Origin of the sequence: Rhizorhabdus dicambivorans (assembly GCF_002355275.1) — a bacterium.
GTDB classification, from domain to species: domain Bacteria; phylum Pseudomonadota; class Alphaproteobacteria; order Sphingomonadales; family Sphingomonadaceae; genus Rhizorhabdus; species Rhizorhabdus dicambivorans.
On record NZ_CP023449.1, the window covers coordinates 2,723,678 to 2,750,103 of the forward strand.

Annotated in this window: 19 protein-coding genes; 15 read left to right on the forward strand and 4 right to left on the reverse strand. The window is 63.9% G+C overall.

What is annotated here, in order from left to right; genetic code table 11:
- The first annotated feature begins 161 nt into the window (after window positions 1-161).
- The 14 genes from CMV14_RS12910 (at window position 162) to CMV14_RS12975 (ending at window position 14,133) form a co-directional block, all read left to right on the forward strand.
- On the forward strand, window positions 162-1,901 hold the full coding sequence (locus CMV14_RS12910) for a relaxase/mobilization nuclease domain-containing protein (protein ID WP_066967651.1): 1,740 nt from the start codon (window positions 162-164) through the stop codon (window positions 1,899-1,901).
- 26 nt (window positions 1,902-1,927) lie between these two features.
- The gene (locus tag CMV14_RS12915; RefSeq protein WP_066967648.1) at window positions 1,928-3,919 is read left to right on the forward strand and encodes a conjugal transfer protein TraG; all 1,992 of its coding nucleotides are present in this window, start codon (window positions 1,928-1,930) and stop codon (window positions 3,917-3,919) included.
- 4 nt (window positions 3,920-3,923) lie between these two features.
- Window positions 3,924-4,373 (forward strand): hypothetical protein, encoded by a 450-nt coding sequence (locus CMV14_RS12920; protein ID WP_047821001.1) that lies wholly within the window; start codon window positions 3,924-3,926, stop codon window positions 4,371-4,373.
- A gap of 168 nt (window positions 4,374-4,541) precedes the next feature.
- A complete protein-coding gene (gene trbB / locus CMV14_RS12925; RefSeq protein ID WP_047821002.1) occupies window positions 4,542-5,525 on the forward strand; it encodes a P-type conjugative transfer ATPase TrbB in 984 nt (327 codons plus the stop codon).
- Window positions 5,522-5,857, forward strand: a complete 336-nt coding sequence (locus tag CMV14_RS12930) for a TrbC/VirB2 family type IV secretion system protein (RefSeq protein ID WP_047821003.1) — start codon at window positions 5,522-5,524, stop codon at window positions 5,855-5,857. Before trbB ends, CMV14_RS12930 begins: the two co-directional genes overlap by 4 nt.
- Window positions 5,857-6,138 (forward strand): VirB3 family type IV secretion system protein, encoded by a 282-nt coding sequence (locus CMV14_RS12935; protein WP_047821004.1) that lies wholly within the window; start codon window positions 5,857-5,859, stop codon window positions 6,136-6,138. The genes CMV14_RS12930 and CMV14_RS12935 overlap by 1 nt, the downstream gene beginning before the upstream one ends.
- A 14-nt stretch (window positions 6,139-6,152) precedes the next feature.
- On the forward strand, window positions 6,153-8,603 hold the full coding sequence (gene trbE / locus CMV14_RS12940; protein WP_066967645.1) for a conjugal transfer protein TrbE: 2,451 nt from the start codon (window positions 6,153-6,155) through the stop codon (window positions 8,601-8,603).
- Window positions 8,603-9,388 (forward strand): P-type conjugative transfer protein TrbJ, encoded by a 786-nt coding sequence (gene trbJ, locus CMV14_RS12945; RefSeq protein WP_202820849.1) that lies wholly within the window; start codon window positions 8,603-8,605, stop codon window positions 9,386-9,388. The genes trbE and trbJ overlap by 1 nt, the downstream gene beginning before the upstream one ends.
- A 10-nt stretch (window positions 9,389-9,398) precedes the next feature.
- A complete protein-coding gene (gene trbK-alt, locus CMV14_RS12950) occupies window positions 9,399-9,683 on the forward strand; it encodes a putative entry exclusion protein TrbK-alt (protein WP_066967642.1) in 285 nt (94 codons plus the stop codon).
- Window positions 9,684-9,686: 3 nt separating this feature from the next.
- Window positions 9,687-11,048, forward strand: coding sequence for a P-type conjugative transfer protein TrbL (gene trbL, locus CMV14_RS12955; protein WP_066967638.1), 1,362 nt, complete (start codon window positions 9,687-9,689; stop codon window positions 11,046-11,048).
- Complete coding sequence (gene trbF / locus CMV14_RS12960; protein ID WP_047821007.1) at window positions 11,045-11,734, forward strand: conjugal transfer protein TrbF; 690 nt, start codon at window positions 11,045-11,047, stop codon at window positions 11,732-11,734. The genes trbL and trbF overlap by 4 nt, the downstream gene beginning before the upstream one ends.
- The gene (trbG, locus tag CMV14_RS12965; protein WP_066967635.1) at window positions 11,731-12,711 is read left to right on the forward strand and encodes a P-type conjugative transfer protein TrbG; all 981 of its coding nucleotides are present in this window, start codon (window positions 11,731-11,733) and stop codon (window positions 12,709-12,711) included. The genes trbF and trbG overlap by 4 nt, the downstream gene beginning before the upstream one ends.
- A 68-nt stretch (window positions 12,712-12,779) precedes the next feature.
- Complete coding sequence (locus CMV14_RS12970; protein ID WP_202820917.1) at window positions 12,780-13,892, forward strand: TraB/TrbI/VirB10 family type IV secretion system protein; 1,113 nt, start codon at window positions 12,780-12,782, stop codon at window positions 13,890-13,892.
- A 1-nt stretch (window position 13,893) separates the two neighbouring features.
- Window positions 13,894-14,133, forward strand: a complete 240-nt coding sequence (locus CMV14_RS12975) for a DUF2274 domain-containing protein (RefSeq protein ID WP_047821010.1) — start codon at window positions 13,894-13,896, stop codon at window positions 14,131-14,133.
- Here CMV14_RS12975 and CMV14_RS12980 read toward each other — a convergent pair.
- The 4 genes from CMV14_RS12980 to CMV14_RS12995 all read right to left on the reverse strand — a co-directional run bounded on the left by CMV14_RS12980 (window position 14,128) and on the right by CMV14_RS12995 (window position 24,928).
- Complete coding sequence (locus tag CMV14_RS12980; RefSeq protein ID WP_066967631.1) at window positions 14,128-15,021, reverse strand: LysR family transcriptional regulator; 894 nt, start codon at window positions 15,019-15,021, stop codon at window positions 14,128-14,130. The two genes, CMV14_RS12975 and CMV14_RS12980, sit on opposite strands and share 6 nt — an antisense overlap.
- A 143-nt stretch (window positions 15,022-15,164) precedes the next feature.
- Window positions 15,165-18,461 carry a DUF499 family protein gene (locus CMV14_RS12985; RefSeq protein ID WP_066967630.1) on the reverse strand — a complete coding sequence of 1,099 codons (3,297 nt, stop codon included), beginning with the start codon at window positions 18,459-18,461 and terminating at the stop codon, window positions 15,165-15,167.
- A gap of 13 nt (window positions 18,462-18,474) precedes the next feature.
- Window positions 18,475-21,276: a DUF1156 domain-containing protein gene (locus CMV14_RS12990; RefSeq protein WP_066967629.1), complete on the reverse strand. Its 2,802-nt coding sequence runs from the start codon at window positions 21,274-21,276 to the stop codon at window positions 18,475-18,477.
- The gene (locus CMV14_RS12995) at window positions 21,260-24,928 is read right to left on the reverse strand and encodes an ATPase (RefSeq protein WP_238147027.1); all 3,669 of its coding nucleotides are present in this window, start codon (window positions 24,926-24,928) and stop codon (window positions 21,260-21,262) included. Before CMV14_RS12995 ends, CMV14_RS12990 begins: the two co-directional genes overlap by 17 nt.
- Before the next feature lie 196 nt (window positions 24,929-25,124).
- Between CMV14_RS12995 and CMV14_RS13000 the strand changes: the two genes are divergently transcribed.
- The gene (locus tag CMV14_RS13000) at window positions 25,125-26,399 is read left to right on the forward strand and encodes a tyrosine-type recombinase/integrase (RefSeq protein ID WP_083216056.1); all 1,275 of its coding nucleotides are present in this window, start codon (window positions 25,125-25,127) and stop codon (window positions 26,397-26,399) included.
- Window positions 26,400-26,426 lie beyond the last annotated feature (27 nt).

The window sequence follows — 26,426 nt, forward strand, 5'->3', positions numbered from 1 at the left end:
ACGATGGCAGGATAAAAGGCCGCACATTGCGCGGCGGTCGGGCGGTTGTTTTTGCAAGAGGTTTTGGCGCGCTCCACACATTGCCGTGCTCATCGGCAATGTGCGCCTGACGCCCAATTGCCTGTATCAGCGTGATTTTTCGCACATTGCGGCCTTGCGTCATGGCCGATGACCACGAGTTTCGTGTTCGGCCTGGGCGCATCCGGTCAAACCGTGCGCAGTCGGCTCGGCCCTTCATCGCGCAGGCGCTGGCCGCCGCGAAGAAGGCGGGCGGCGGCGTCTCGCGCTCCGGGCGCGTCGCTCCCGCCAATCGCTCGCGCTTCGGCCGCGGCCAGCGCGCCAGCATCCAGGCGAACCGCCTCATCACTGCGCGCACGCGCGGCGCAGTCATCAAGGCCCGCGTCGTGCGGCACTCCGGCCGCACCGCGCCGCTCGGCACGCATCTCGATTATCTCCGCCGCGATGGCGTGACCCGTGATGGAGAAAAGGCCCGGCTGTTCGGGCCGGGAACGGAGGAAGCTGATGGCCGCGCCTTCGCCGGGCGATGCGAGGATGATCGCCATCATTTCCGCTTCATCGTCTCACCGGACGACGCCGTGGAGATGTCGGACCTCAAGTCCTTCACGCGCGATCTTGTCGGCCAGATGGAAAGGGACCTGGACACGCGGCTCGATTGGGTCGCGGTCGATCACTGGAACACCGAGCATCCTCACGTCCATCTAATCGTGCGCGGCGTCCGCGACGACGGCCAGGACCTCGTGATCTCGCGCGACTACATCAAGGAGGGCATGCGCGATCGCGCGCGTGACCTCATCACACAAGAGCTTGGCCCTCGCACAGATCTCGATATTCGCCGCACGCTCGAACGCCAGATCGAGGCGGAGCGCTGGACGCAGCTTGATCGGCAGCTTGTCCGCGACACTGGAAAGACCGGCGTCATCGATGTCGCCCCGCAGGTCGGCAGCCAGCCCGACGCCTACGCCGTCGAGAAGGTCGGCCGCCTGCGCAAACTCGCAGCCCTCGGCCTCGCCAGTGAAGTCGGCCCTGGCCAGTGGATGATCGACGATCAGGCTGAGGTGACGCTGCGCCAGATCGGCGAACGCGGCGACATCATCAAGCGCATGCACCGCGCGCTCACCGAACGCGGTATCGACCGCGGCTCGGGCAACTACGTCCTGGCAGGGGAAAGCCTCGATGTGCCGGTCATCGGCCGTCTGGTCGAGCGCGGCCTTGATGATGAGCTGAAGGGAACGGCCTACGCCGTGGTCGACGGCGTCGATGGCCGGACCCACCACATCCGCTTGCCGCATCTCGATGCGGCAGGCGACAGCGCGCCGGGCTCGATCGTCGAGCTGCGCAGCTTCGAAGATGCTCGCGGCGAACGCCGCGTCGCGCTCGCCGTCCGCTCCGATCTCGATCTCCAGCATCAGGTGAACGCCTCGGGCGCGACCTGGCTCGACCGGCAATCCATCGCCCGCGAACCCGTCGCCATGTCGGAGGGCGGCTTTGGCGCCGAGGTGCGGCACGCGATGCGACAACGGGCGGAACATCTGGTCCACGAAGGTCTCGCCGAGCAGCAAGGTCGCCGCGTCATCTTCAGCCGCAACCTGATCGAGACGCTTCGGCGCCGTGAGGTCGACGCCGTTGCCGACCGGCTCGCGAAGGAGACAGGCCACCCGTTCAAAGCGGCCGGCAATGGAGAATATGTCGCCGGCACCTATCGCCAGCGCATGACGCTCGCATCCGGCCGCTTCGCGATGATCGATGACGGCCTCGGCTTCCAGCTCGTGCCCTGGTCGCCGTCCCTCGAAAGCCAGCTCGGCAAACACGTCTCCGGGGTCGCCCGCGGCGACGGCGGTGTCGACTGGAGCTTCAGCCGAAAGCGGGGGCTCGGCCTCTAATCACCGAAGTAGAAAGGACCGCCGCAATGTCCGCGACCAAAATCCTGTGGGGCCAGATCGCCATCGTCTTCCTCATCGTACTGCTCACCACTTGGGCGGCGACGCAATATGTCGCATGGAGCCTCGGCTTTCAGGCGCAGCTCGGCGCGCCCTGGTTTTCCCTGTTCGGCTTGCCGATCTACTATCCGCCGGCGTTCTTCTGGTGGTGGTATTTCTACGACGCCTACGCGCCGGAGGTCTTCGCCAAGGGCGGGATGATCTCGGCGTCGGGCGGCTTCATCGCCATAGCCGTCGCCATCGGCATGTCGGTCTGGCGCGCCCGCGAAGCGAAAAGCGCTGCGACCTACGGCTCCGCCCGCTGGGCCGGAAAGGACGAGGTGAAAGCCGCGGGCCTGCTCAGTCCCGACGGTGTCGTGCTCGGCCGCTATGATCGCGACTATCTCCGTCATGACGGCCCCGAGCATGTGCTTTGCTTCGCCCCGACCCGATCGGGCAAGGGCGTCGGCCTGGTCGTGCCGTCCCTGTTGACCTGGCCGGGCTCGGCCATCGTCCACGACATCAAAGGGGAAAACTGGCAGCTCACCGCCGGTTTCCGCGCCCGGCACGGCCGCGTTCTGCTGTTCGACCCAACCAACCCCAAATCGTCGGCCTACAATCCGCTGCTCGAGGTGCGCCGCGGCGAATGGGAAGTCCGCGACGTCCAGAACATCGCCGACATCCTGGTCGATCCCGAAGGCTCGCTCGAAAAGCGGAACCATTGGGAGAAGACCAGTCATGCCCTGCTGGTCGGCGCCATCCTGCATGTGCTCTACGCCGAGGACGACAAGACATTGGCCGGCGTCGCCGCTTTCCTGTCCGATCCAAAGCGCCCGATCGAGTCGACGCTTGCCGCGATGATGAAGACCAGCCACCTCGGCGAGGCAGGGCCGCACCCCGTCGTCGCCAGCGCCGCGCGCGAGCTGCTCAACAAATCGGACAACGAACGCTCGGGCGTGCTCTCCACCGCCATGTCGTTTCTCGGCCTCTACCGCGATCCTGTCGTCGCCGAGGTGACGCGGCGCTGCGACTGGCGGATCAGCGACATGGTGGGCGGCAAGCTCCCGACCACGCTCTACCTTGTCGTGCCGCCGTCCGACATCAACCGCACCAAGCCGTTGATACGCCTGATCCTCAATCAGGTCGGCCGCCGTCTCACCGAGGATCTGCAAGCGAAGGCCGGGCGGCATCGCCTGCTGCTCATGCTCGACGAGTTTCCCGCCCTCGGCCGCCTCGATTTCTTCGAGTCCGCGCTGGCCTTCATGGCGGGCTACGGTCTCAAGAGCTTTCTGATCGCTCAATCGCTGAACCAGATCGAGAAGGCTTACGGCCCGAACAACTCGATCCTCGACAACTGCCATGTGCGCGTTTCCTTTGCGACGAACGACGAAAGGACCGCGAAGCGGGTCAGCGACGCGCTCGGAACCGCGACCGAGATGAAGGCGATGCAGAATTACGCCGGGCATCGGCTCTCGCCCTGGCTCGGTCATTTGATGGTATCGCGCTCGGAGACCGCGCGACAGCTCCTGACACCAGGCGAGATCATGCAACTCCCGCCGAGCGACGAGATCGTCATGGTCGCCGGGACGCCGCCGATCCGGGCGAAGAAGGCCCGCTACTATGAAGATGCCCGCTTCAAGGAACGCATCATGTCACCGCCGGGGCTGGCGCGGCCTGCTGAAGGTCGGCCCGACGATTGGAGCAAGCTGCCGACCCCCGCGCGCCCGGACATGACCGAAAACGCTGCGCCAACGACCAGCGGTGACGATGAAGAGGATTCCACCGAGTCCGAGCGTCGGCATCAGCCCGAACTCAACCGGGTGAACCCCATCGAAAAGAAGGCGCCGATCGATAATGAGTTTGAGATCGACTTGCCTGACGACACAGAGGACGCAGCCGCGCGCAACCAGCGGCTGACCCGCGTCATGCGCGGCGTTGCCCGCCAGGTCTCGCTCGATCCCAATGACGGCATGGAGTTGTAGCACCATGCCCGGACGCAAGAAGAAGGTGCCGATTTCCGTATATCTCGACCCCGCCATCATGGCGACACTATCGAACTATGCAGGCCGACGCGAACAACCGCTCTCCCTGATCGCAGAGGCCGCCATCGCGTCCTTCCTGTCGCCAGACGACGCGGAGCGGCGTGAAGCCGTGGTCGCCAAACGCCTCGACCAGATCGATCGCCGTCTCAACCGCATGGAGCGCGACATCGGGATCTCCGTCGAGACCATGGCCGTATTCATCCGGTTCTGGCTCAACACGACGCCGGCGCTGCCAGAGCCCGCAGCCCAGGCAGCGCGCGCCATGGTCGGGAAGCGCTACGAGGCGTTCATCGCGGCCCTTGGACGGCGCTTGGCCCAGGGACCGAAACTTCGGCAGGAGATCGTTGAAGATGTCGGCGAGTCGCCGTCCAGCCCGACAGAGAGCGATCCATAGGCTTCAGCGCGCGTGGATCAATCGCATCGCCCAACCGCCGTTCTCCTGTATTTGCACGCCACGCTACTACGACGACCGATACTTGTTGAATCAGCCTGATTCACGGCTCTTTTAATCACCCCGATCCGGGGACCGTCGTTTTCAGCCCCGTCAGAAAGCGGGGCCGAAATGACCACAACCAGCCAGAAGCCGGAGGCGTTCGCGCGCGGTGCGCGCATGCTTCGCACCGCGCTCGGCTCGACCATCACCCATTTTCTCGAAGACCCGGCCGTGGTCGAAATCATGCTGAACCCGGACGGTCGTCTCTGGGTAGATCGCCTCTCCGAAGGGCTGGCCGATACGGGTGAGACGCTGTCGCCTGCCGATGGCGAGCGCATCGTGCGGCTGGTCGCTCACCATGTCGGCGTCGAGGTGCATCCGCGCAGCCCGCGAGTCTCCGCCGAGCTTCCTGAGACGGGAGAGCGGTTCGAGGGCTTGCTGCCGCCCGTTGTCGCCGCACCGGCCTTCGCCATCCGCAAGCCCGCCGTCGCGATCTTCACGCTCGACGATTATGTGGCCGCCGGAATCATGTTCGCTGACCAGGCGGCGACGCTACGCGCAGCCGTGATGGCGCGCGCCAATATCCTTGTCGCGGGCGGCACTTCCACCGGCAAAACCACGCTGACCAATGCGCTTCTGGCCGAGGTCGCCAAGACGGCGGATCGCGTCGTCATCATCGAGGATACCCGCGAGCTTCAGTGCGCCGCGCCCAATCTTGTCGCCATGCGGACCAAGGATGGAGTGGCCACGCTCTCGGAGCTGGTTCGCTCTTCGCTACGCCTGCGCCCCGATCGCATTCCAATCGGCGAGGTGCGCGGCTCTGAAGCTCTCGATCTCCTGAAAGCATGGGGAACCGGCCACCCCGGCGGCATCGGCACGATCCACGCCGGGAGCGGCATCGGCGCGCTGCGCCGCCTTGAACAACTCATCCAGGAGGCCGTCGTCACGGTCCCGCGCGCCCTGATCGCCGAGACCATCGATCTTGTTGCCGTCCTTTCCGGTCGCGGCTCCGCGCGTCGGCTCGCCGAACTCGCCCGCGTCGATGGGCTCAGCCCGGACGGCGACTACGCCATCACCCCCGCAACCCTTGACCGCACAGGAGCGCCATCATGATCTGCACCAACACCATGCGCGTTCGCCGCTATGCCGCGACGGCCGCCGCCTTCACCTACATCAATTTCGTCCTCGTTCCCGCCGCCCATGCTTCCGGCTCGTCCATGCCGTGGGAAGCACCTCTCCAGAAGATTCTCGAATCCATCGAAGGGCCGGTCGCCAAGATCGTCGCCGTCATCATCATTATCGCCACCGGCCTGGCGCTGGCGTTCGGTGACACATCCGGCGGCTTCCGCAAGCTGATCCAAATCGTCTTCGGTCTCAGCATCGCGTTTGCGGCGTCGAGCTTCTTCCTGTCGTTCTTCTCGTTCGGCGGCGGGGCGCTCGTCTGATGGCGGCGGCATTCGAACAACTCGACGCGGTGCCGGGTTTCACCGTCCCGGTTCACCGGGCGCTGACCGAGCACATTCTGCTCGGCGGCGCACCGCGCGCGCTCGCCATCCTGAACGGCACGCTGGCCGGAGCCGTGGGCCTTGGCCTGCGCCTCTGGCTCGTCGGTCTGCTGATCTGGGCCGTTGGCCACATCGCAGCCGTGTGGGCTGCAAAGCGCGATCCGCTCTTCGTCGAGGTCGGCCGCCGCCACCTGCGCATCCCCGCTCATCTGTCCGTCTGAGGAGGCGTATCGTCATGATGAATCTTGCCGAATATCGCCGCACCGCAACCCGCCTCGCTGACTATCTGCCCTGGGTCGCGCTCGTCGCCGATGGTGTCGTGCTCAACAAGGATGGCAGCTTTCAGCGCACGGCCCGTTTCCGCGGCCCTGATCTGGACTCCGCGGTCGCTGCCGAACTGGTCGCCGTCGCCGGGCGGCTCAACAACGCTTTCCGCCGTCTCGGATCGGGTTGGGCCATCTTCGTCGAGGCGCAGCGGCACGAGGCGTCGATCTATCCGGCAGACCTGTTTCCCGACGCAGCCGCAGCGCTCCTCGATGCCGAGCGCAAAGCCGATTTCGAGGAAGCCGGCGCGCATTACGTCTCCGGCTACTATCTCACCATCACCTATCTGCCGCCGGCCGAGGACGCCGCGCGTACCGAAGCCTGGCTCTATGAGGGCCGCGAACGCGCAGGCATCGATCCGAAGGAAATCCTGAACACCTTTGTCGACCGCACCGATCGCGTGCTGGCGCTGCTCGACGGCTTTATGCCGGAATGCCAGTGGCTCGATAGCAGCGAGACGCTGACCTATCTCCATTCGACCGTCTCGACCAAACGGCACCGCGTCCGTGTGCCCGAAACGCCGGTCTATCTCGACGCGCTGCTCGCCGACCAACCGCTCACCGGCGGCCTGGAGCCGCGTCTCGGAACGGCGCATCTGCGCGTTCTCACCATTGTCGGTTTCCCAACCGCGACCACACCCGGCATCCTCGACGATCTCAATCGGCTCGCCTTCCCCTATCGCTGGTCGACGCGCGCCATCCTGCTCGACAAGACCGACGCGACCAAGCTGCTGACCAAAATCCGCCGCCAATGGTTTGCGAAGCGCAAAAGCATCGCCGCGATCCTGAAAGAGGTGCTGACCAACGAGACGTCCGCGCTGGTCGATACCGACGCCTCGAACAAGGCGGCGGACGCCGATCTCGCCCTTCAGGAACTCGGCGCTGACTACGCCGGCCAATCCTATGTCACCGCGACGATCGCGGTATGGGACAACGATCCCCGCATTGCCGACGAGAAGCTTCGCCTCGCCGAGAAAGTCATCCAGGGCCGCGACTTCACGGCCATGACTGAAACGATCAATGCCGTCGATGCCTGGCTGGGCTCATTGCCAGGACATGTTTACGCCAACGTGCGCCAGCCCCCGATCTCCACGCTGAATCTCGCCCACATGATCCCGCTCTCGGCGGTTTGGGCGGGGCCGGAACGGGACGAGCATTTCGGTGCGCCGCCCTTGCTGTTCGGCAAGACCGAGGGCTCGACCCCGTTTCGGTTTTCTCTCCATGTCGGCGATGTCGGTCACACGCTCGTCGTCGGCCCGACCGGCGCCGGCAAATCGGTGCTCCTCGCCGTCATGGCCTTGCAGTTCCGGCGCTACACCGGTGCCCAGATCTTCGCCTTCGACTTCGGCGGTTCGATCCGCGCCGCCGCGCTCGCCATGGGCGGTGATTGGCACGATCTCGGCGGCGATCTCACCGAGGGCGTGGACTCCTCGGTCGCGCTGCAACCGCTCGCGCGCATTCACGACACGCCCGAACGCGCCTGGGCGGCCGACTGGATCGTCGCCATCCTGATCCGCGAAGGCATCGCGATCACTCCCGAGGTGAAGGAGCACCTTTGGTCGGCGCTGACCTCGCTGGCATCGGCACCGGTCGAGGAACGCACGATCACCGGCCTCACGGTGTTGCTCCAATCGAACGACCTGAAGCAGGCGCTGCGACCGTATTGCGTGGGCGGTCCCTATGGGCGGCTACTCGACGCCGAGGCCGAACATCTCGGCTCGGCATCGGTGCAGGCGTTCGAGATCGAGGGACTGGTCGGGACTGGCGCGGCACCCTCCGTCCTCGCCTATCTCTTCCATCGCATCGGCGACCGTCTCGACGGCTCGCCGACGCTGCTCATCATCGACGAGGGCTGGCTCGCACTCGACGACGATGCCTTCTCCGGGCAATTGCGCGAATGGCTGAAGACGCTGCGCAAGAAAAACGCCAGCGTCATCTTCGCCACGCAGTCGCTGTCCGACATCGACAACAGCAACATCGCCGCGGCCATCATCGAGAGCTGCCCGACAAGGCTGCTCCTGCCGAACGAACGCGCGATCGAGCCGCAGATCACGGAGATCTATCGGCGCTTCGGTCTCAACGACCGCCAGATCGAAATCCTCGCGCGGGCCACTCCCAAGCGCGACTATTACTGCCAGTCGCGGCGCGGCAATCGCCTGTTCGAGCTGGGCCTTTCCGAAGTCGGCCTCGCGCTCGCCGCCACCTCCTCCAAGACCGACCAGTCAGAGATCGCGCGCACCGTCGCCGAGCATGGCCGCGAGGGCTTTCTCGCCGCCTGGCTGCGCCTGCGCGGCGCCGAGTGGGCTGCAGACCTCATCCCTGATCTCACGAACCTCACTCCCCAGCAGTCCCAGAAGGAGTAATGACCATGAATACGCTTCGTTCACGCCCGCGCGCGCTGTCGCTCGCGGCCTTCATCCTGGCGATACCGCTCGCCGCATCGCCGATGCTGACCGCGCCAGCGCACGCGCAATTCGGTTTCGGCGGTATCGTCTATGACCCTACCAACTACGCCCAGAACGTCCTGACGGCGGCGCGTTCCCTCGAGCAGATCAACAACCAGATCCGCTCGCTTCAGAACGAGGCGCAGAGCCTCATCAACCAGGCCAAGAATCTGGCGAACCTGCCGTACTCGGCGCTCCAGCAGATTCAGCAGAACGTCCTGCGCACCCAGCAGCTCCTCGGCCAGGCGCAGAACATCGCCTTCGACGTCGAGAACGTCGATCGGATGTTCCAGCAGCAATATGGCAGCGTCTCACTGTCGTCATCAGACGCCAAGCTCATCACCGACGCTCGCTCGCGCTGGCAGAACACCGTCGGCGGCTTGCAGGACGCCATGCGCATTCAGGCCGGCGTCGTCGGCAATATCGACAGCAATCGCACGCAGATGTCGAACCTCGTCAGCCAGAGTCAAGGCGCGCAGGGTGCGTTGCAGGCGACACAGGCCGGCAATCAGCTTCTCGCGCTGCAATCGCAGCAGCTCTCCGACCTGATCGCGCTGATCTCCGCCAACGGCCGGGCCACGGCGCTGACTGACGCGGAGCGCGCGGCGGCGGCCGATCAAGGCCGGGAGCAGCGCCGCCGCTTCCTCACGCCGGGCGCGGGCTATCAGCCCGGCAACGCGCAGATGTTCGGCAACGGCAACTGAGGTCGCGGCCATGGACGGCAAGATGCTGGCCCGGCTGGGCGCCATCGTTTTCGTATCGTTCGCCATCACGGCGACGGCGATCGAGATGACCCGAAAGGACGCGGCCCCTGAAACGGAGCACGTCCACGCTGTCGAACCCAAGCGCGATGCGCTCCGCGAAGGGCAGCGCCGGTGCCAGCAGCTTGGCCAGGCAGCGGCGAGCGATACCGACTGCATGCGTATCTGGGCCGAGAGCCGCGATCGCTTCCTCGGCCGCCCCCCGGCGCCTGCCGTCCCGACAATAGAAGGACGGTGAACCATGGGCGGCGCAGGTGTCATCGACAATTTCCTCGGGGTCTTCACCTCCTACATCAACAGCGGGTTCGGACTGCTCGGCGGCGAGGTCGCGTTCATCGCCACAACGCTGATCGTCATCGATGTGACGCTTGCCGCCCTGTTCTGGAGCTGGGGCGCGGAAGACGACATCATCGCCCGGCTGGTGAAAAAGACGCTCTTCGTCGGCGTCTTCGCCTATCTGATCGGCAACTGGAACAACCTCGCCAAGATCGTCTTCGACTCGTTCGCGGGCCTCGGCCTCAAGGCTTCCGGCACCAGCTTCACCGCACAGGATCTGATGCGACCCGGCAAGGTCGCGCAGACCGGGCTCGACGCCGCGCGCCCCTTGCTCGAATCCATCTCCGACCTGATGGGCTGGATCGCGTTCTTCGAGAACTTCATCCAGATCGCCTGCCTGCTGTTCGCCTGGGCGTTGGTGCTGCTCGCCTTCTTCATCCTCGCGATCCAGCTATTCGTTACCCTGATCGAATTCAAGCTGACGACGCTGGCCGGCTTCGTCCTCATCCCGTTCGGCCTGTTCGGCAAAACCGCCTTCATGGCCGAGCGCGTGCTGGGCAATGTCGTCTCTTCCGGCATCAAAGTGCTGGTGCTCGCCGTCATCATCGGCATCGGCTCAACGCTGTTCAGCCAGTTTACGGCCGGCTTCGGCGGCGCAACGCCCACCATCGACGACGCCATGGCGATTGTCCTTGCCGCGCTATCGCTGCTCGGGCTCGGCATCTTCGGCCCCGGCATTGCTGCGGGTCTTGTCAGCGGCGGACCACAACTCGGCGCCGGTGCGGCGGTTGGCACCGGGCTTGCCGTCGGTGGCGCAGCACTCGCAGCTGGTGGCGCGGCGGGCCTTGCCATGAAGGGAGGAGCGGCTGCGATGTCCGGCGGCGCTGCCGCCGTGCGAGGCGGGGCAGCAGCGGCAGGCGGAGCCGCCGCTGCCTACAGCGTCGGCTCGCTCGGCCAGTCCGGCGCTGCCGGTGTCGCCTCTGGTCTCGGCGGTGTCGCCCGCGCTGCCGGAGCAGCCACCGTGTCACCCCTGAAACGCGCGACGGCGCGCGCCGCCGACGGCGTCAAGTCCAGCTTCTCCGAAGGTGCGAAGGCGGGCTTCGGGGCGACGGGCGGCTCCTCGACAATGAGCACGATACCCGGCTCAGGCTCCGCAGGCGAAGCCGCCGCCGCAGCGCCCCGCGACGATCCGCCCGACTGGGCCAAGCGCATGAAGCGCCATCAGTCCCTCAGCCACGGAGCCACCCTCGCAGCGCATGCCGTCAAATCCGGCGACAGCCATGGCGGCGGCTCTTCCGTCAACCTCTCCGAAAGTAACCGCTCATGAGCCTCTTCAAACGACCCGCCGCCCACTATGGGAAATCGCCCGAACCCGAAACACCCTATCAGCGCGCCGCGCAGGTCTGGGACGATCGCATCGGTTCGGCCCGCGTCCAGTCCAGGAACTGGCGCATCATGGCATTCGGCTCGCTGTTCCTGTCGGCCGGCTTCGCCGCCGCGCTGGTCTGGCAGTCGGCGCGCGGCACCGTCGTTCCCTGGGTGGTGCAGGTCGATCGACTCGGCCAGGCGCAGTCCGTTGCACCGGCGTCGGCCGACTACCGGCCGACCGATCCGCAGGTGGCCTGGCATCTTGCCCGCTTCATCGAGCAGGTAAGGAGCATCCCGGCCGATCCGATCATCGTGCGCCAGAACTGGCTGCGCGCCTATGACTGGACCACGGATCGCGGCGCCGGCGCGCTCAACGACTATGCCCGCACCAACGATCCTTTCACCAAGGTCGGCAAACAGCAGATCGCCGTCGAGGTTTCGAGCGTGATCCGTGCATCGGCGGATTCCTTCCGCGTGGCCTGGACCGAGAAGCGCTACGAAAATGGCCAGCTCGCGGGCACAGAGCGATGGACCGCCATCCTCACCATCGTCATCCAGACACCGCGCGACGCAGACCGGCTGCGCGCCAATCCGCTCGGCATCTACGTCAACGCCATCAACTGGTCGCGGGAGATGTCCCAATGAGCACGTCTCTGCGCATGTCCGGCTCTCCGGCTTTCCGTAAATCCGCTTTGGCGATGATGCTGCTCTCGGCAACGATGCTGGCGGGCTGCGCGACCTTCAAACCACCCACCATCAGCTACGACAGTGACGTGCCGCCGCTCCCAGCCGTGCCGGCGCCAGTCACGGAACAGCCGCCGCGTCCGCTGCACACGCCTCCTGCCTGGACGGTCGCGCATGGTGGAACCGCCGCGAATACGCCGAGCGGCCGCGTGGAAAGCGCCAATGCTGCGGCGCGTGTCGAACCGCGACGCGAGGGCTATTATAACGCCATCCAGATCTATCCCTGGAGCGAAGGCGCGCTTTACCAAGTCTATGCCGCGCCCGGCCAGATCACCAACATCGCGCTCGAGCCGGGCGAAAGCCTGACCGGCGCAGGTCCAATCGCCGCCGGTGACACCGCCCGCTGGATCATCGGTGATACCGAAAGCGGTTCCGGCCTCTCGCGGCGCGTCCACATCCTCGTCAAACCGACGCGCCCCGACATCACCACGAACCTTGTCATCACGACCGACCGCCGCATCTACATGCTTGAGCTGAGGGCGGAGGCGAAACCCTATATGCCGGCCGTTGCTTGGGCTTATCCCGCGCCACCGGCATCGCAACGCGGGACGGTCCCTGCGACGCCTATCCTTCCCGCTGCCGGCGCGCGTCACTACCGCTACGGCCTCACCGGCGACACGCCGCCCTGGCGGCCGGTCGCCGTCTATGACGACGGCAGGCGTGTGTATGTCGAATTTCCACGCGGCATCGCTCAAGGCGAGATGCCGCCGATCTTCGTCCTCGGCACCGACGGCGAGCCGCAGCTCGTCAACAGCCGCATCTACCAAAACATCCTGATCGTAGATCGCATCTTCGGAGCCGCCGAACTGCGCCTCGGCAGCGGCAAGCAACAGCAGACCGTCAGGATCGTGCGAACCGATGGGAAACCTGCATCATGAACGACACCGACCACGACAATGCCGAACCGCTGGACCAATCGACGCCCGTCGTCGATACGTCATCATCCATGCGTCTGCGGGCGGAACCTCCGCGTGTCACCCGGCTGTCCCGCAAAGTGCTCGCCGGCGTCGCCGCGGTTGCCCTCGTCGGTATCGGCGGCTCTCTCATCTACGCGCTCCAGACCCGCGATCCCGGCAAGAGCGCCGACGAACTCTATTCGACCGACAACCGCACCACGGCCGACGGCCTAGCCGGCCTGCCACGCGATTACACCGGCCCGGTCCTCGGCCCGGCGCTGCCTGGAGACCTCGGCCGCCCAATCGTCAGCGCGCAAAATCAGGGGCATCCTGTCGTGCCGCCCGCCATGGCGGCGCCGGGGCCTGATCCCGAGGAACAACGTCGCCTCGCCGAATTGGAGGCCGCACGCACCAGCCGCGTGTTTTTCCAGGCCGGTCCGGCCGCAACGTCGGCGACCGCTGGCCCGAATGTCCCGGGATTTGCCGGCGTGGGAGCTGGCACACAACCTGGTGCCGAGACGGCTCAAGATCGACAACTCGCGTTCCTCAATGCTCCCGTCGACCGCCGTACCATTGCGGCCGACCGCATCATGGCGCCAGCATCGCCCTATGTTCTCCAGGCGGGCGCGGTCATCTCGGCCGCCCTCATCACCGGAATCCGCTCCGATCTGCCTGGACAAATCACCGCGCAGGTGACGGAGAACATCTACGATAGCCCGACCGGCCGCATCCTCGTCATCCCACAGGGCACCCGGATCATCGGCCAGTACGACAATAGCGTCCAATACGGGCAGAGCCGCGTGCTTCTCGTCTGGACCAGGCTCATTCTCCCGAACGGCCGGTCCATTGTGCTCGAACGTCAGCCCGGAGGCGATACCCAGGGCTATGCCGGTCTGGAGGACGGCGTCGATTACCATTGGTGGGATCTCGCCAAAGCGGCGGGGCTCTCGACGCTTCTGTCAGTCGGGTCCGAGCTTGCCATCGATGACCAGGACCGGCTTCTGCGCGCCATCCGCAATGGCGGCCAGGACACGATCAATGACGCTGGTCAGCAGATCGTTCGGCGCCAGCTCAACGTCGCGCCGACGCTGACGATCCGGCCAGGCTTCCCTGTCCGCGTGATCGTCACCCGCGATCTCGTCCTCGAACCTTACGGAGGCTGACATGACGAAATTGAAGCTCGGCCCGATCACCGAGGAAAAGCCGGTGAAGGCGACGCTGGAACTGCCCGCTTCGCTTCACCGGGATCTCGCGGCATATGCCGAGTTGCTGGGAAGGCAGACCGGCCAGCCCGTGCGCGATCCCGTCCAGTTGATTGTACCGATGCTGGAGCGCTTCATCGCCACCGATCGCGGGTTCGCCAAGGCCCGCCGCGCGAAGCCTGCGGGCGATGTTAGTTCATAAATCCACGCCCTGACGACGCGCCATCGTCTTCGCCATGCTGACAAAGCGCCTGAGCGCCGGATTGTCGTTCTTTGGCGACCACACGCCGTTGAAGGGAAGGACTTCGCCGATAATCGGCCGATAGCAGATGCCCGGCACATGGGCTGCTGTCGCCGCCTCGCTCATAACTGTAAGCCCGCTGCCGATCGCGACGAGCGTCAACAGATTGTCGCGCCCGACAAACTGCGCCTGAATCTTCGGGTGATGGCCGAGATCGGCGACCCGCTGGACCAGATAGTCATGGACTTCCTGGCCCGGCGGTACATCGCTGACGATGAAGGTCTCGTGCGCCAGATCATGCCACCTCACCTCCTCCTTCCGGGCAAGGGCGTGTGCTTCCGGCAGCACCACGAAAACACGTTCCGACCAGAGGTAGGTGGTCTCGCATCGGGGCCACTCCAACGTCCCCGTCAGAAAGGCGATGTCCAACCGGAACTGCCGGATCGCGGCGACATGCTCCGCGGGATTGCCGTCAGCAACCTCGACATGCACGCCGGGGTGCTCTGCGGCGAAGGTCCGGAGAAGATCTGGCAGAAACCCCGAGGCCAGGGACGAGAAGATGCCCACGCGCAATTGACCTTCCGTGCCGCGCCCCACCGCGTCCACGATCTCCGCGCCTTCATTGATGTATCGAAGAACCTTTTGGGCTTTCGACAAAAGCCGCTGTCCGGCAACGGTCAGGCATACACCGCCACTGTGACGGAGAAACAGTGCCGAGCCGAGCCCGTCTTCCAGGTCGCGTATCCGGCGGCTGATCGTGGACTCCTGTACGCCCAACGCTACGCCCGCCTTGCGGAAACTCCCATGCTCGGAAGCCGCCACGAAATACCGCAGATGTCGAAAATTCATACTCACACCTGGAAATCGTCCGGGGAGCCCCCTTATCCCGAATGCCTGACAAAGACGCTGCGAGGCTTGTCAAAGCGATTTCCCAGCGTGGCGACAAAGTTCGTCGGCGCTCCCCGGCCATACCAGAGAGCGCCGACCGGCTATCACTCTACGGATTTCTCTATGAATCCAAGTGTATTGGCATTCTCGACCAGCGTCCGAACCTTGGCGCGATCGAGACCCTCCGGCACTTCGGCGTCAATCTCGAGCCGGATCTTCACCTGGCTGCCCGGCAACGTGGTGAGTTGCTCGACGATTGCTTCGACGATCTGATGGATGTCTCGGGCCGGACGCTCCGGTGAGATCATCACGGCGCCGGAGAACCGCGTCGGCTTCTTTTCCGGTTGCGGAGCCGAGGGCACGTCATCCGCAGGCTGCCCATCGGGCGCCGGCGTGCTGCCGCCGGTTCCTGGGGTAGCGTCGCCGGACCCAGGCTGCACGGGAGCCGGACGATGCGCCTCGGCCACCTCAGGCCTCACAATGACGCTATCGCCGTCGATCACGACCACGGCGCTTACCGCGCGCTCGATCGCCAGCCCCAGATAGGTGTCCGACTTCTCGTCCCATCGCTCTGCATAGGCGAAGGGGCCAGGCAACATGCCGTTCACGGCAGCCTGCACAGCCTTGATCAGGACGCCCTGATCCTTGACGCGCGGCAGATAGATGTAGCGGTTGAGATATTCCCGTAGATCTTTCAGCGACAACCACGGCTTGTCGTTCCAGATATATTTCTGGAGGTCACGGTCGAGGCGCGACGGCCCCAATTCCGTGAGCAGGCCCTCCTCGGCCACCAACTTCTTGCTGGCCCGCGCCAACAACCCGTCCTGAGCCGGGATTTTGCCCGACACCCACTCCCAATCGGCCTGGGCGCTCTCCTGGGCCGGATAATGGAGATAGCACCAGGCCTCTTTCAGGCGGGTCTTCATCGTCTCGTTCGCTTCGGCCAGTTTCGTCTTGGCCAACGCGCTATCGCTCTGGGTAAGGTTCAACCGCTCGGTGTCGCGGACGATCTCCCCCCAGGCCAGCGAAGCACGAACTGCGTCTTTCAGATGATCGAGCTGACGGCTTTCCGCGGCAATGAACACCAGCATGTTGCGATAGACGCGCGGCGTGCTGCCGCGCTGCGTGAGAATGTCCTTGGCCTCGACCAGCGCGTCAGAGCCATCGCGGCCATTGTGGGGATATTTGACACCCAGCACGACGGCGCGAACACCGCCGGCTTCATCGGGAACTTCGGCCGACGAGGCTGGCGCGACCTGCACGGCATCGAAATGCCCGCGATCGGCAAGGCCGTTCACATATTTTCCGAGTTCCGCATCGATCGTCATATCGACCAGCGCTGCCTCGATCTGCGCGGCCTTATCTGCCGCGATACGATTGAGGCTCGCCGACATCGAGTACCAGTAACGGCCAAGATCGGCGTGCATGAACTTGGCCTGGTTGGTCAGCCGCCTGAGCGCATCGCCGAAGATCGTCGGGCGTTCGCCAGGCTGTACGACGCCGAGGTTGATCTGCTTGTCGTCGAGGCCGGTGTTCTGTTGCTGCGCCGTGGGCGCGGTGCCCATGAAGATCGCGCGTGCGACGCGCCGCGTCGCCGAATAGCGGTTCAGGTTGGGCGCCGACTGATCGACCTTGTAGGGCGTGGACGTCGTGCCATCGACATCGCCGGCGATGATCGCCTGCCAGCTCACGTCAAGATAATGGAGCAGTTCCGGCTCCACGCGCGGCGAACTTACCGCCACGCTGCCGGGCATGATCATCACCGACGGATCGGCATTCATCCACAGCTCGTGAATGGCCTGTGCCATCAGGCGCAGCACGCCGCGTGTGCGCTGGAATTTTTCGAGCGAACCCCAGCTCGTATAGAGCTGATCGAACAGCTCGGGATGGATTGGATATGCCTTCTCCAGCTTGCGCCGGTAATCCTCGTCCGCGCAGCCTTGCGGGAAATCGTTGGCGTTCTCGCGGTAGAGCTTGGCGAACTGCTTCAGCGTGTTGTCACGGTGATGGAACTTGTCGCCGGGGATGTCCTTGAACAGCCGCCGCCTGACGATCTCATAGCTCTCCTCCTGGCTCGCTGGCCGCCACGAGGACTCCACGCGGCTGAAGGTCTGCTTGAGACGCGCCAGCGCTTCCTGACCTCCTTCGCCGCCAACCTCGATCTGCGAGGCCGGCAAAGATGCGACCAGCAGTGTGCCGGGACTGGCCTTGACCGCCTCGGTCAGCGACTGGACGAAGGACAGGTTGGCATCGAACGACCCCGAGGGCAGCCCCTCGACCTTGTAGATCTGTCGCAGGTAAGCGACCCATTCGTCGATCAGGATCAGGCAAGGCGCATATTTTTTGAAGAGCGCCTCCAGCAGGTTCGAGCCCGGCGCGATGCCGCTGGCGTCATTTTCCGCCACCATTGCATAGGCATCGGCGCCGCCGAGCTGCCAGGCGAGTTCACCCCATGTCGTGCGAATCTTCCGATCGCCCTCGGCGTGGAGCACGTCCTGCGGTCCACGCGATGTGCCGACGAGCACGGCGCGGTTGATGGCATTCGGCACGCTGAGCCCCTGCTTCTCCAGCAGTTGATCGAGGCCGGAGAGGTCCTGGACCGGGGTCGGCCCCGCCATGTGATAGAGCGCCAACATCGAGTGCGTCTTGCCGCCACCAAAGTTGGTTTGCAGTTCGACCACGGGATCGCCGCCGCTGCCGGACAACCGCTTCGCAGCCCCGACCAGCAGGGTGCTCAAGCCCTCCGTCAGATAGGTACGGCTGTAGAACTGACGCGGATCGCGGTATTCCGGCGGCGCGCTCCCCGAATGCACCTTGGCGAGGTCGGCCGCGAACTCCGCCTGCTGGAACTCGCCGGTGGCGACATCCTGGTGTGGCTCGACGATTTCACGCCACGGCAGCAGTCCCGCCACGGTCTCGACAGAAATCTCAAGACGCTGGGTTTTCCGCCGCTCCTCGTTGCGTTGAAGCTCGGTGAACTTCGTGCGCAGGATGGTGTCGCGCATCTTGCCGAGCTGCTCGGCTGTCTCGCCGGCGCTGATCGCCTCCATCAGACGCCGCATAGAATCGAGCGCGCGTTCGGCATCGTCGTAGGTGAAGGTCTCGTTGTGCGAGAGCTTGTTGCGGACATCGCCCAGCTCGTTGACCAGCGAGCGTTCGGCGCGGCCAAGCACCGCCTTGAACGCCTCGGCCCAGAAGCGATCCATCGCGTTGAACAACGCGGCCTGGTCCCAGCCGACTTCGCCGCTGCTGTTGGGACGCAGGTTCGGCAGCTTCTCCAGCACCTGTACCTGCCAGTGCCCCTTGAGCGAGGTTTCGAGCCGCTTTTCGACGAATGGGATCAGCGCCGAAGGCAGCAGCTCCATCCCTTCAAACACATATTGGCGGGTGCTTTTTGCCACGTTCAGTTCCCCCTTAAATATCCAGCCGGATCTGACGATCGCCGCTTGTGTCGTGGATAGCCGCAGCCGCCTTGGTCAGCTCGGCCCAATCGGCGATCAGGGCGTTGTAGGCCGTGGCCTCTTTCGCATCCTTCCGCTTATTGGCGCTAATGTCGTAGAGGCAGTAGGCAAGATCCTTCACGGCCTCGGCTTGGGTGTTGATCTTCTTGAGCAGAACGGCGGTGTCGTGGGAAATGCCGTCCTTCTCATGCTGTCGGACGAGGTGCTGAAGGCACTCCCACACCGTCAGGTGGCGATCGTCCTCCGGGTCCCAATCCTCGTCGAGTTCGTCACGCACGAGGATACGGACTTTGCCGGCGGCGCTCTCGACGATGCCCGCGTGCTTAACGCTATCGACGGAAATGCCGCGCGCACGGGCAAGGTTGTCAGCGACACCGTAATCCGCCTTGCCGGTCCCGTTCTGCTCGAACCAAGTGATGGCGAACCGCGTGTCCGCGTCGAACTCACCCTGAATGCCGCCGAGATATTCGTCGAGTTCCCGATTGATGAGCTGGAGTGCGGTCTTCACGCTCATCGGATTGTCGTCCGACTCCAGCACGGCCTTGTAACGCGAGAACACACCCATGCCCGGGCCGATGGCTGATTGTGGCATATCTGCTGGTGCGATGGTGGCCGCCTGAAGCTCTGAGATCGCTGGCGGCAATTCACGTTTCAGGGCACGGATGAACTCGGCACGGGTGACGACCTCGGCCGTGCCCTCCTTTTTCCGGCACACCAAGACGACCGAATTTGCGAGAGCATTGGTGCCAGTAGCAATTGTCCGGGCTGAGCGCTCCGTGCGAACGGGCCAAGTTCCAACAATCGCGTAGCCCGCTTCAATCACAGCCTGTAGGAAGGTTGCCCATCCAGTCGAACTCAGGCCGTCTTGCTCGACCTCGCTTTGCTTAAAGGCATAGTAGATTGTCGCAGGAAACGATGAAGACGATTGACGGGCGAGGCTGGATATCGCCGCCGTCATACCCGTCAGGAAATGCTCCTCAGCATTCGCTTTCCCGCCGTGTCGATAAGGTGTCGCGACCAACTCTTCTTCTTTAGGAACAGAAATAGTGCTTCCAAGATCAGGGTAAACATCCTTGATGTTACGCCTGAGCCATACATAGAAATAATCGGACAGATCAGCGTAGCCGATATTGTCGTAGTATGGCGGGTCAGTCGAGACGACTGCTCCATTCGGCAAACGCACATTCTGCGCGTCGTGCTGAATCTCAGTGCCGGCCGCGTTTGGACTTAGCCCGGAGAGAGCCTTCCAGACCCAATCAACGGCGCCGAGATAGTTTCCGGTACTATCGCTGAAGACATTACATTCAGCGAAATCCCAAGTCATCGGGATCGCCTGCCGAGCAAACGTGAAACGGATGAACTCCGATGACGACCATGTGGCGATCGAACTGCCAGCATCCGCAAGCCGGTCAATCGCAAACGACAGATACACGCTGACAGCTTCAGCGTAGGCTTTGGCACCTATGCCGCCATCGCGCAGCGGGGTCGGATCAGAAGAGAGCCCGGCGACCAATGCGTCGGTTTGAATCTGGGTTCGCGCTTTTTGGACCAGCTCGCTGAAGGTATTCAGCGCTACCAATTGTCGGTCCGTGAACAAGTCACCGAAGGTCGCCAAACCGTAGTCCACAGTCCAGAAATTCCGTGGATCGTTCGGCAAACTGGTTCCCGGTTTCCACTCCGGTTTTGCCGAAAAGGCCAGACGCTCGTGCGCCTCTTCAGGTGTGACATACGCCCGGCCACGATTGCCTTCCGCAACAATCGCGATCAGCGTCTGACCCATGTTGCCAGCGCGGCCATTGCTTTTCACATAGTCAGGAGTGATCGCCGTATCCGACATAAGGCAGCGGAAATTCGCACCGCGACCGGCCTTGGTACCGTCCTTGGCAGCAGAGAGTTCGGCCTTTGTGCCGCCGCGCCTGATGCGATAGGAGATAGTCTTCGCCTGCTTGTTGACAATCGGCTCTACCCACGTTTCCTTCCCGGCCTTGGTGCTGAGCAGGAAGCTCGATGCGATCGGGACCTGCACGTTGGAGAAGGCAGGATCGGGGCTAGGCACCGTTCGTGCCCAGATCCAGGCGATCACCGTCCCCTTGCCGCCGCCATGCTCCTTCGGCAAGTCCACCTGCGGGTAGAGATGCCCGATGCGTTCCCACGCCTTCTCGCGCATCCACTCGCCATAATATTTGACGTCCTCCGCTAGGCCCTCAGCGTTGCGATAGAATTGCCGATCCTTCACGCCGGGATGGATCGGCTCCTTGTCCTTGAACTTCGGCGGGATCTCGATCATCGCCTTGCCGATCATCACCGCGACCGGGTTCAGGTCCGAACCATAGGCAGGCAGGCCGAGGCGCTGCGCCTCCAGCGGGATTGACCCGCCGCCCGAGAACGGATCATAGACCGGGGGCAGTTCGCCGCCGCAGCTCTTGCGGATTTCAGCGCGGGCGCGTTCCAGTACCTCCTCGTTGGTCGAGTTCTCCCACTTCACCAGGTCCTCGATGATGGCGAACAACCGCTTGCGCTCGGCCTCCTGCGCCTCGGGCGTCGGGAACTTTTCAAGGTCGCTCGACGGATCATCGACAAGCTGAGCGAACAACACGGCCCGGCACGCAGCCAACGGCCGTCGCGCCCACCACAGATGCAGCGTGGACGGGTGTCCATGTCGGATCGATTTTTCGCGTGCGGAGGCGGCGTTGATCGCTTCGAGCGGGATCGCAACCTCGATCAATTTCTTCTTGGTGTTAGTCGTCGAGGTCATAAACAAGCCTGTACGTTGCGGGATGAATGGTCAGTTCGCCGCCGTCGCGCAGTGTGCGCAGGCGAGCGCCCGTCATCTCGACGGGACCACCCTCCGGGTTGATGAGAATGAATGAGTAGAGTTCCGGCTTCTGGTCCAGCAGGCCCCAGACGTCGGCTTCGAGCTGGAGCGGTTCGTGCTCCAGGCAGTGGTCCTTGGGGTAATAATGCCGCAGGATCTCGCCACCGGCCGAGCGACGCTCCCACGGAAAGCGCGCGCCATTGGCGCGGCCTATCCAGCTTCCGTCCGCATGGAAGAAACGATCCTCGCCATCGGCCTTATAGCCCTGGGCCGCCGCAAATCTCGCCATGACGCTCGGACGGGGCGGTTTGGGCGCGGCGCGGGGCCTGGTCGCCAGCTCCGTTTCGATCAGTTTACGGTCGGGCTCCCCCGTGGGCAGCGTGGGTACAGGCTGCGGCGTGGCTTCGTCTTCCGCCGTGAGTAGATCAGCCACGCCTGTCAGCTCGGCATCACTCTGCGCGTCTTCGGCAACCTGATCGACGCCGTCGTCATCGCCGGGTTCAGCAACGGGCTGCGTCGCCACCGTCGGTGCGACAACAATATGCTCCGGACTAAGCGTGAAATTCTCTTTGAGATATTCCCTGATGTCCTCCGGCGAGCGCTCGAACGCATAGGCCAGCGCCGCGCGAATATCCGAACTCAGGTTCCTGCCGATCTCTTCCGGCACCCGCTTGGCGAGCTTGGCCTTGGACAGCGGGCTGACAAACAGCTTGCGCTCGAGCCATAGAATGTCGGTGAGCCGCGCGGTGCCAGCCGGGACTCCATCGAGATACGGAACGACCTCCAACTTTGGGGTCTGGACCCAGCTCGTCGCAGCGATCGCCTCCGCCAGCGCCCGCACACGCTCGGTCTCGCCGGCGTCGGCAAGCTCAATCCGTCCGAGTTGATTTCCGAACGCGGTGAGCCAGGCGCGGCGATCTTCCATGCCGGCCAGCAGCGACGGCTGATTGAAGTGTTCCTCGACAAGGTCCGAAAGCGCCGGCAATGCCGAGAATGGCGGCGCCTGCACGACTTCTCCCGATAGCCGTTGAAAATCGGCGGTCTTGCGCTTGACCCATTCGTGCAAGTGGCTCCACCGGAACAGGGTCTGCATGCTCAGGCCATAGGCGAGCGTCTCGACCGGCGCCCACTCGCCCACGAGGTTCAGCCAGTGTCCGCACTCATCCCAGATGCGCGTGGGGTAACGGACCAGCAGGGTGCGAACCCGCCGGGCGTCGTCGGCCGACAGCCCCTTTCCCGAGGCCAGTGTCCCGAGCCATTGCAACGCCAGATCCGCCGATGGGCGATCGGCGACACCGACACGATGCCACAGGCTGAGATCGAGCACCGACGCGCGCACGACCGCAGCGCCGGGAACATCCTCCTCGTCCGCTGTCAGGAATACACCGCCGGACGTCACCCACGTCCCGTCCTGGGCGAGGATCAGCTTCTCCGTCTTGAAGGCGGCTCTGATGTTCTGTGCGTCGGCGGTCGAGCACCCGTCGAGCATCTGATCGAGGCGGCGATACCATTTCTCAACCTCATAGGCCGGAGCCTTGTCGGATTTGGCCAGGGCGCGCAGCCGGTCGAGCAGACGCCCGGGACCGCTCGGGGTGCTGCGGACGCCGAGAAGGTCGAGCAGCGGGCGGGTGGTTTCGCGATCGACCAGCCCATGCACAAAGGGCTCGACATCGATCAACGCCTCCGTTTCCGGCGTCCTGCGCACGAGATCCGCCGGAAGCTGGACCATGTTGCGGGTATCGGGAAGGCAGGGCTTGGCCCGCAGCTTCAGCAACCAGTCGGTCAGTAGGCGCTCTGATGAAATCGATCGCGTGGACCCGGTGGTCGCAACCTGCAACAGCCGAGCGCTGACGGCCCGCGACCAATAAGTGTCGCGCTGATCCAGTATCTTGCCGACGATCTTCGTCCAGATGCCTGCGTCCGTCTTCGCCAGCACCTCCCAATGCCGCCAATAGTCCGCAGGGAAATCCCAGTCCTCAATAACGAACTGGTTGGTGACATAGGGATAGTAGAGCGCGCTGCGGGCGCCGCGCGCCTGCGCTTCCGCTGTGAGTTGCTGTCGCCCGTAAAGGCTCTGCCGCTTCTGGACCAGGGGTGCCATCGTCTGAAGCCCCGAACGGCCAGACGACACCCAGCGCAACCAATCCTCCCGCGTGCAGGATTTGAAACTCGCGACATAGTCGCCATGCAGAAGTTGCGTCTTTCGGACCGCCTCCGGCAGCAACTCCTCCAGCGCGCCATTTTCGTCGAACAACACGCTCTTACTGATCACCCGCAGTGTTCGGTCAGCGCAGGCATATCGGAAAGAGTCGCCGATCGTGACACCAAGCTTGGCCGCGATCTGGGCAAGCTGGACGCACTCGACGAGTTTCGCCTGACCGGAACCGAAATAGTCGGCGGCGACCCGCTCGATCACCGCGTTGACGTCGCTCGTCCCGTCGAGACCGATCTCCTCCAGCACCGCGAAGGCCGCCTCGACGGGATCGTTGCGGCTTCCGCCCTCCGCCTTGTCCCGGCGCTGATCGGCGAGGAATCGAGTCCAGTTCTGGTTGAGGACGATCAGATGGCTGGCAAGGAATTCCCAATCTTCCTCCGATTGAAGCAACTTCTTTTCACCGAGCCGGACGATCTCCGACGTCGCGTAGAGCACCTCCTTGCCCTGCACGGGCACGATCCGCAGGGCGTCGGCATCATGGCACTGCCAGCCCGTCACCTCTGGCGCGATATAGGTCCACAGGTTCAGAAGATGGCGCCAGGTCGCAGGTTTCGGCAGATGCTTGCTGCGCAGACGCTCAAGCAAGTCCGACTTCGAGAACTCCTCGATCAACCCCCAGTGAACGAGCTTGGTCCGGTTCTTGGCTGAGACATGTTGGCAAAGCGCCGGCCGGGACTTGGTATCGAGCAGCGCCATCGCTTGGTCCGCCGGCCAGATGTCAAAGATCTGCCGTGGTACGGTGATCGCGGCCTTGGCCTCGACCAGGCCCCCCTCCTCGGTCAGGAGGATCGATTTGCCTTCTACGGCGGCGTCGAACGCCAATTCGACGATCGCGCCACATGCCCCCTCGAGCGTAGCGGCCTCTCGATCAACGTCCGGCAGCAGACCGTAGGCGTCCGCCCGGTCCTGCGAGCCGGTCTTCGTCTGCTCCAGCCACTCCATCATAGCGCTGGCGGCTAACTCTCCAGCGCGGTTCAGGAGCCAGCGATTGGTTGGCGAGGTCTCCGGATCCTTGATCTTGAGACGTGCCGGATCCTGGATGAAGGGCGCATTGCAGGCGAAAGGCAGCGCCGTTTCGACGCCGGTCGGCAGCACGACATAGAGGCGGCCCTTCGCGCCCAGCACGATCTCCACCCGGCAGGGCGGGAAATCACCACCATCCTCGGCCCCCAGCATCCGCTCCTGGCGGATCTCGCCGAGCGCTTCCGACGGAAAGGATTCCTCTCCCGAACGCACGAGGAGCAAGGGATCTTCGGCTTTCTGATCCAGGGCCATCCATTCGCTCTCCGCGATGGGGCCGGGTCCGAGACTCTGCCAATGCACCTCACTATCGCCGATCTGAAGGCGACGGATCTTCTTGAAGAACAGCAACGACACGGGGCTCTTCTGGGCACCATTTGTTCTCCCCGGCTTAGTCCGGGGAGATCCAGCAAGCGGCTGGTTTTACAGCATAAAATCATCGAAAATCGCTGGCAACCGTCCGGGTTGATCCAGCCGTATTCAGTCAAAGAGACACGAAAAGAGTCTCTTTTTGTGACTGCTGGATCGCCCGGGGAAATCCGGGAACACGATGATGCTGACACAACTCAAGATCACCTCCGCGAAACCCAAGGCAAGCCCCTACAACCTGTCTGATGGCCAAGGGCTGGCCCTCGTCATTCAGCCCACTGGCTCCAAGCTGTGGCGCTTTCGATATCGGTTCGCCGGGAAGGCGAAGACCCTGCACCTTGGGCCATGGCCTGGCACTTCGCTGGCCGATGCCCGGGAAAAATGTCGCGAGGCGCGCAAGTCCATAGATACGGGCCTGGATCCGGTCCTGGAGAAGAAGCGTGCGAAGGTCACTGCCCGGTACGCCAATGCCACGACCTTCAAGGAAGTCGCGCAGGAGTATCTGGAAAAATGCGAGCGAGAGGGACGCGCAACCGTAACCCTCGACAAACTTCGCTGGCTGTTAGGGTTGGCATATCCGCTGATCGGTACACACCCCATCAGTTCCATCACACCGACAGAGGCACTTGCCGTACTGCGGAAGGTCGAGGGGACAGGCCGTTATGAGAGCGCGCGCCGCATGCGGAGTGTCCTGAGCCGTGTGTTTCGGTACGGTATCGCGACCGCGCGTTGCGATCGCGATGTCGCCGCCGATCTGCGCGGTGCGTTGACGACCCCAAAGGTTCAGCATCACGCGGCTGTCACCGACCCCCTAGAGGTCGGCCTCCTGCTCAGGACTATCGACACCTATACAGGCCAGGAAGCCACACGAATGGCTTTGCGACTATCTGCGCACTTGTTCGTCCGTCCGGGCGAATTGCGTCAGGCAGAATGGAGCGAGATCGACTTCGAGAAAGCGGTCTGGATCATACCGATCGAGAAAATGAAGATGCGCCGCCCGCACAAGGTGCCGCTGTCACGTCAGGTGCTGGCGATGTTCGAGGAACTGCGCGAAGTTTCTGGCCACCGACAGCATCTGTTCCCCTGCATGGGTAGTCCAAGGCGCCCCATGTCCGAGAATTGTGTCAATCAGGCCCTTCGCCGATTGGGCTATGCCACCGATGAGATGACAGCTCACGGATTCCGCGCGATGGCGGCAACCCTTCTCAATGAGATGGGGCAGTGGAACCCCGACGCGATTGAAAGGCAACTGGCACATCAGGAAGCATCGTCGGTTCGCCGAGCTTATGCCCGCGGTGAATATTGGGACGAGCGCGTTGCCATGATGCAGCACTGGTCCGACTATCTCGATGACCTGCGGCAGGCTGCCGATACGGTCAGAGAGCCGAGGCCTGTCCGCAAAAAGCCCGGCACGCGGAAATCGAATGCCGGGCGTCCTCGTGGTCGGCCGAGGAAATAAGAAACTCACATCCTGCAAGGCGCGCGA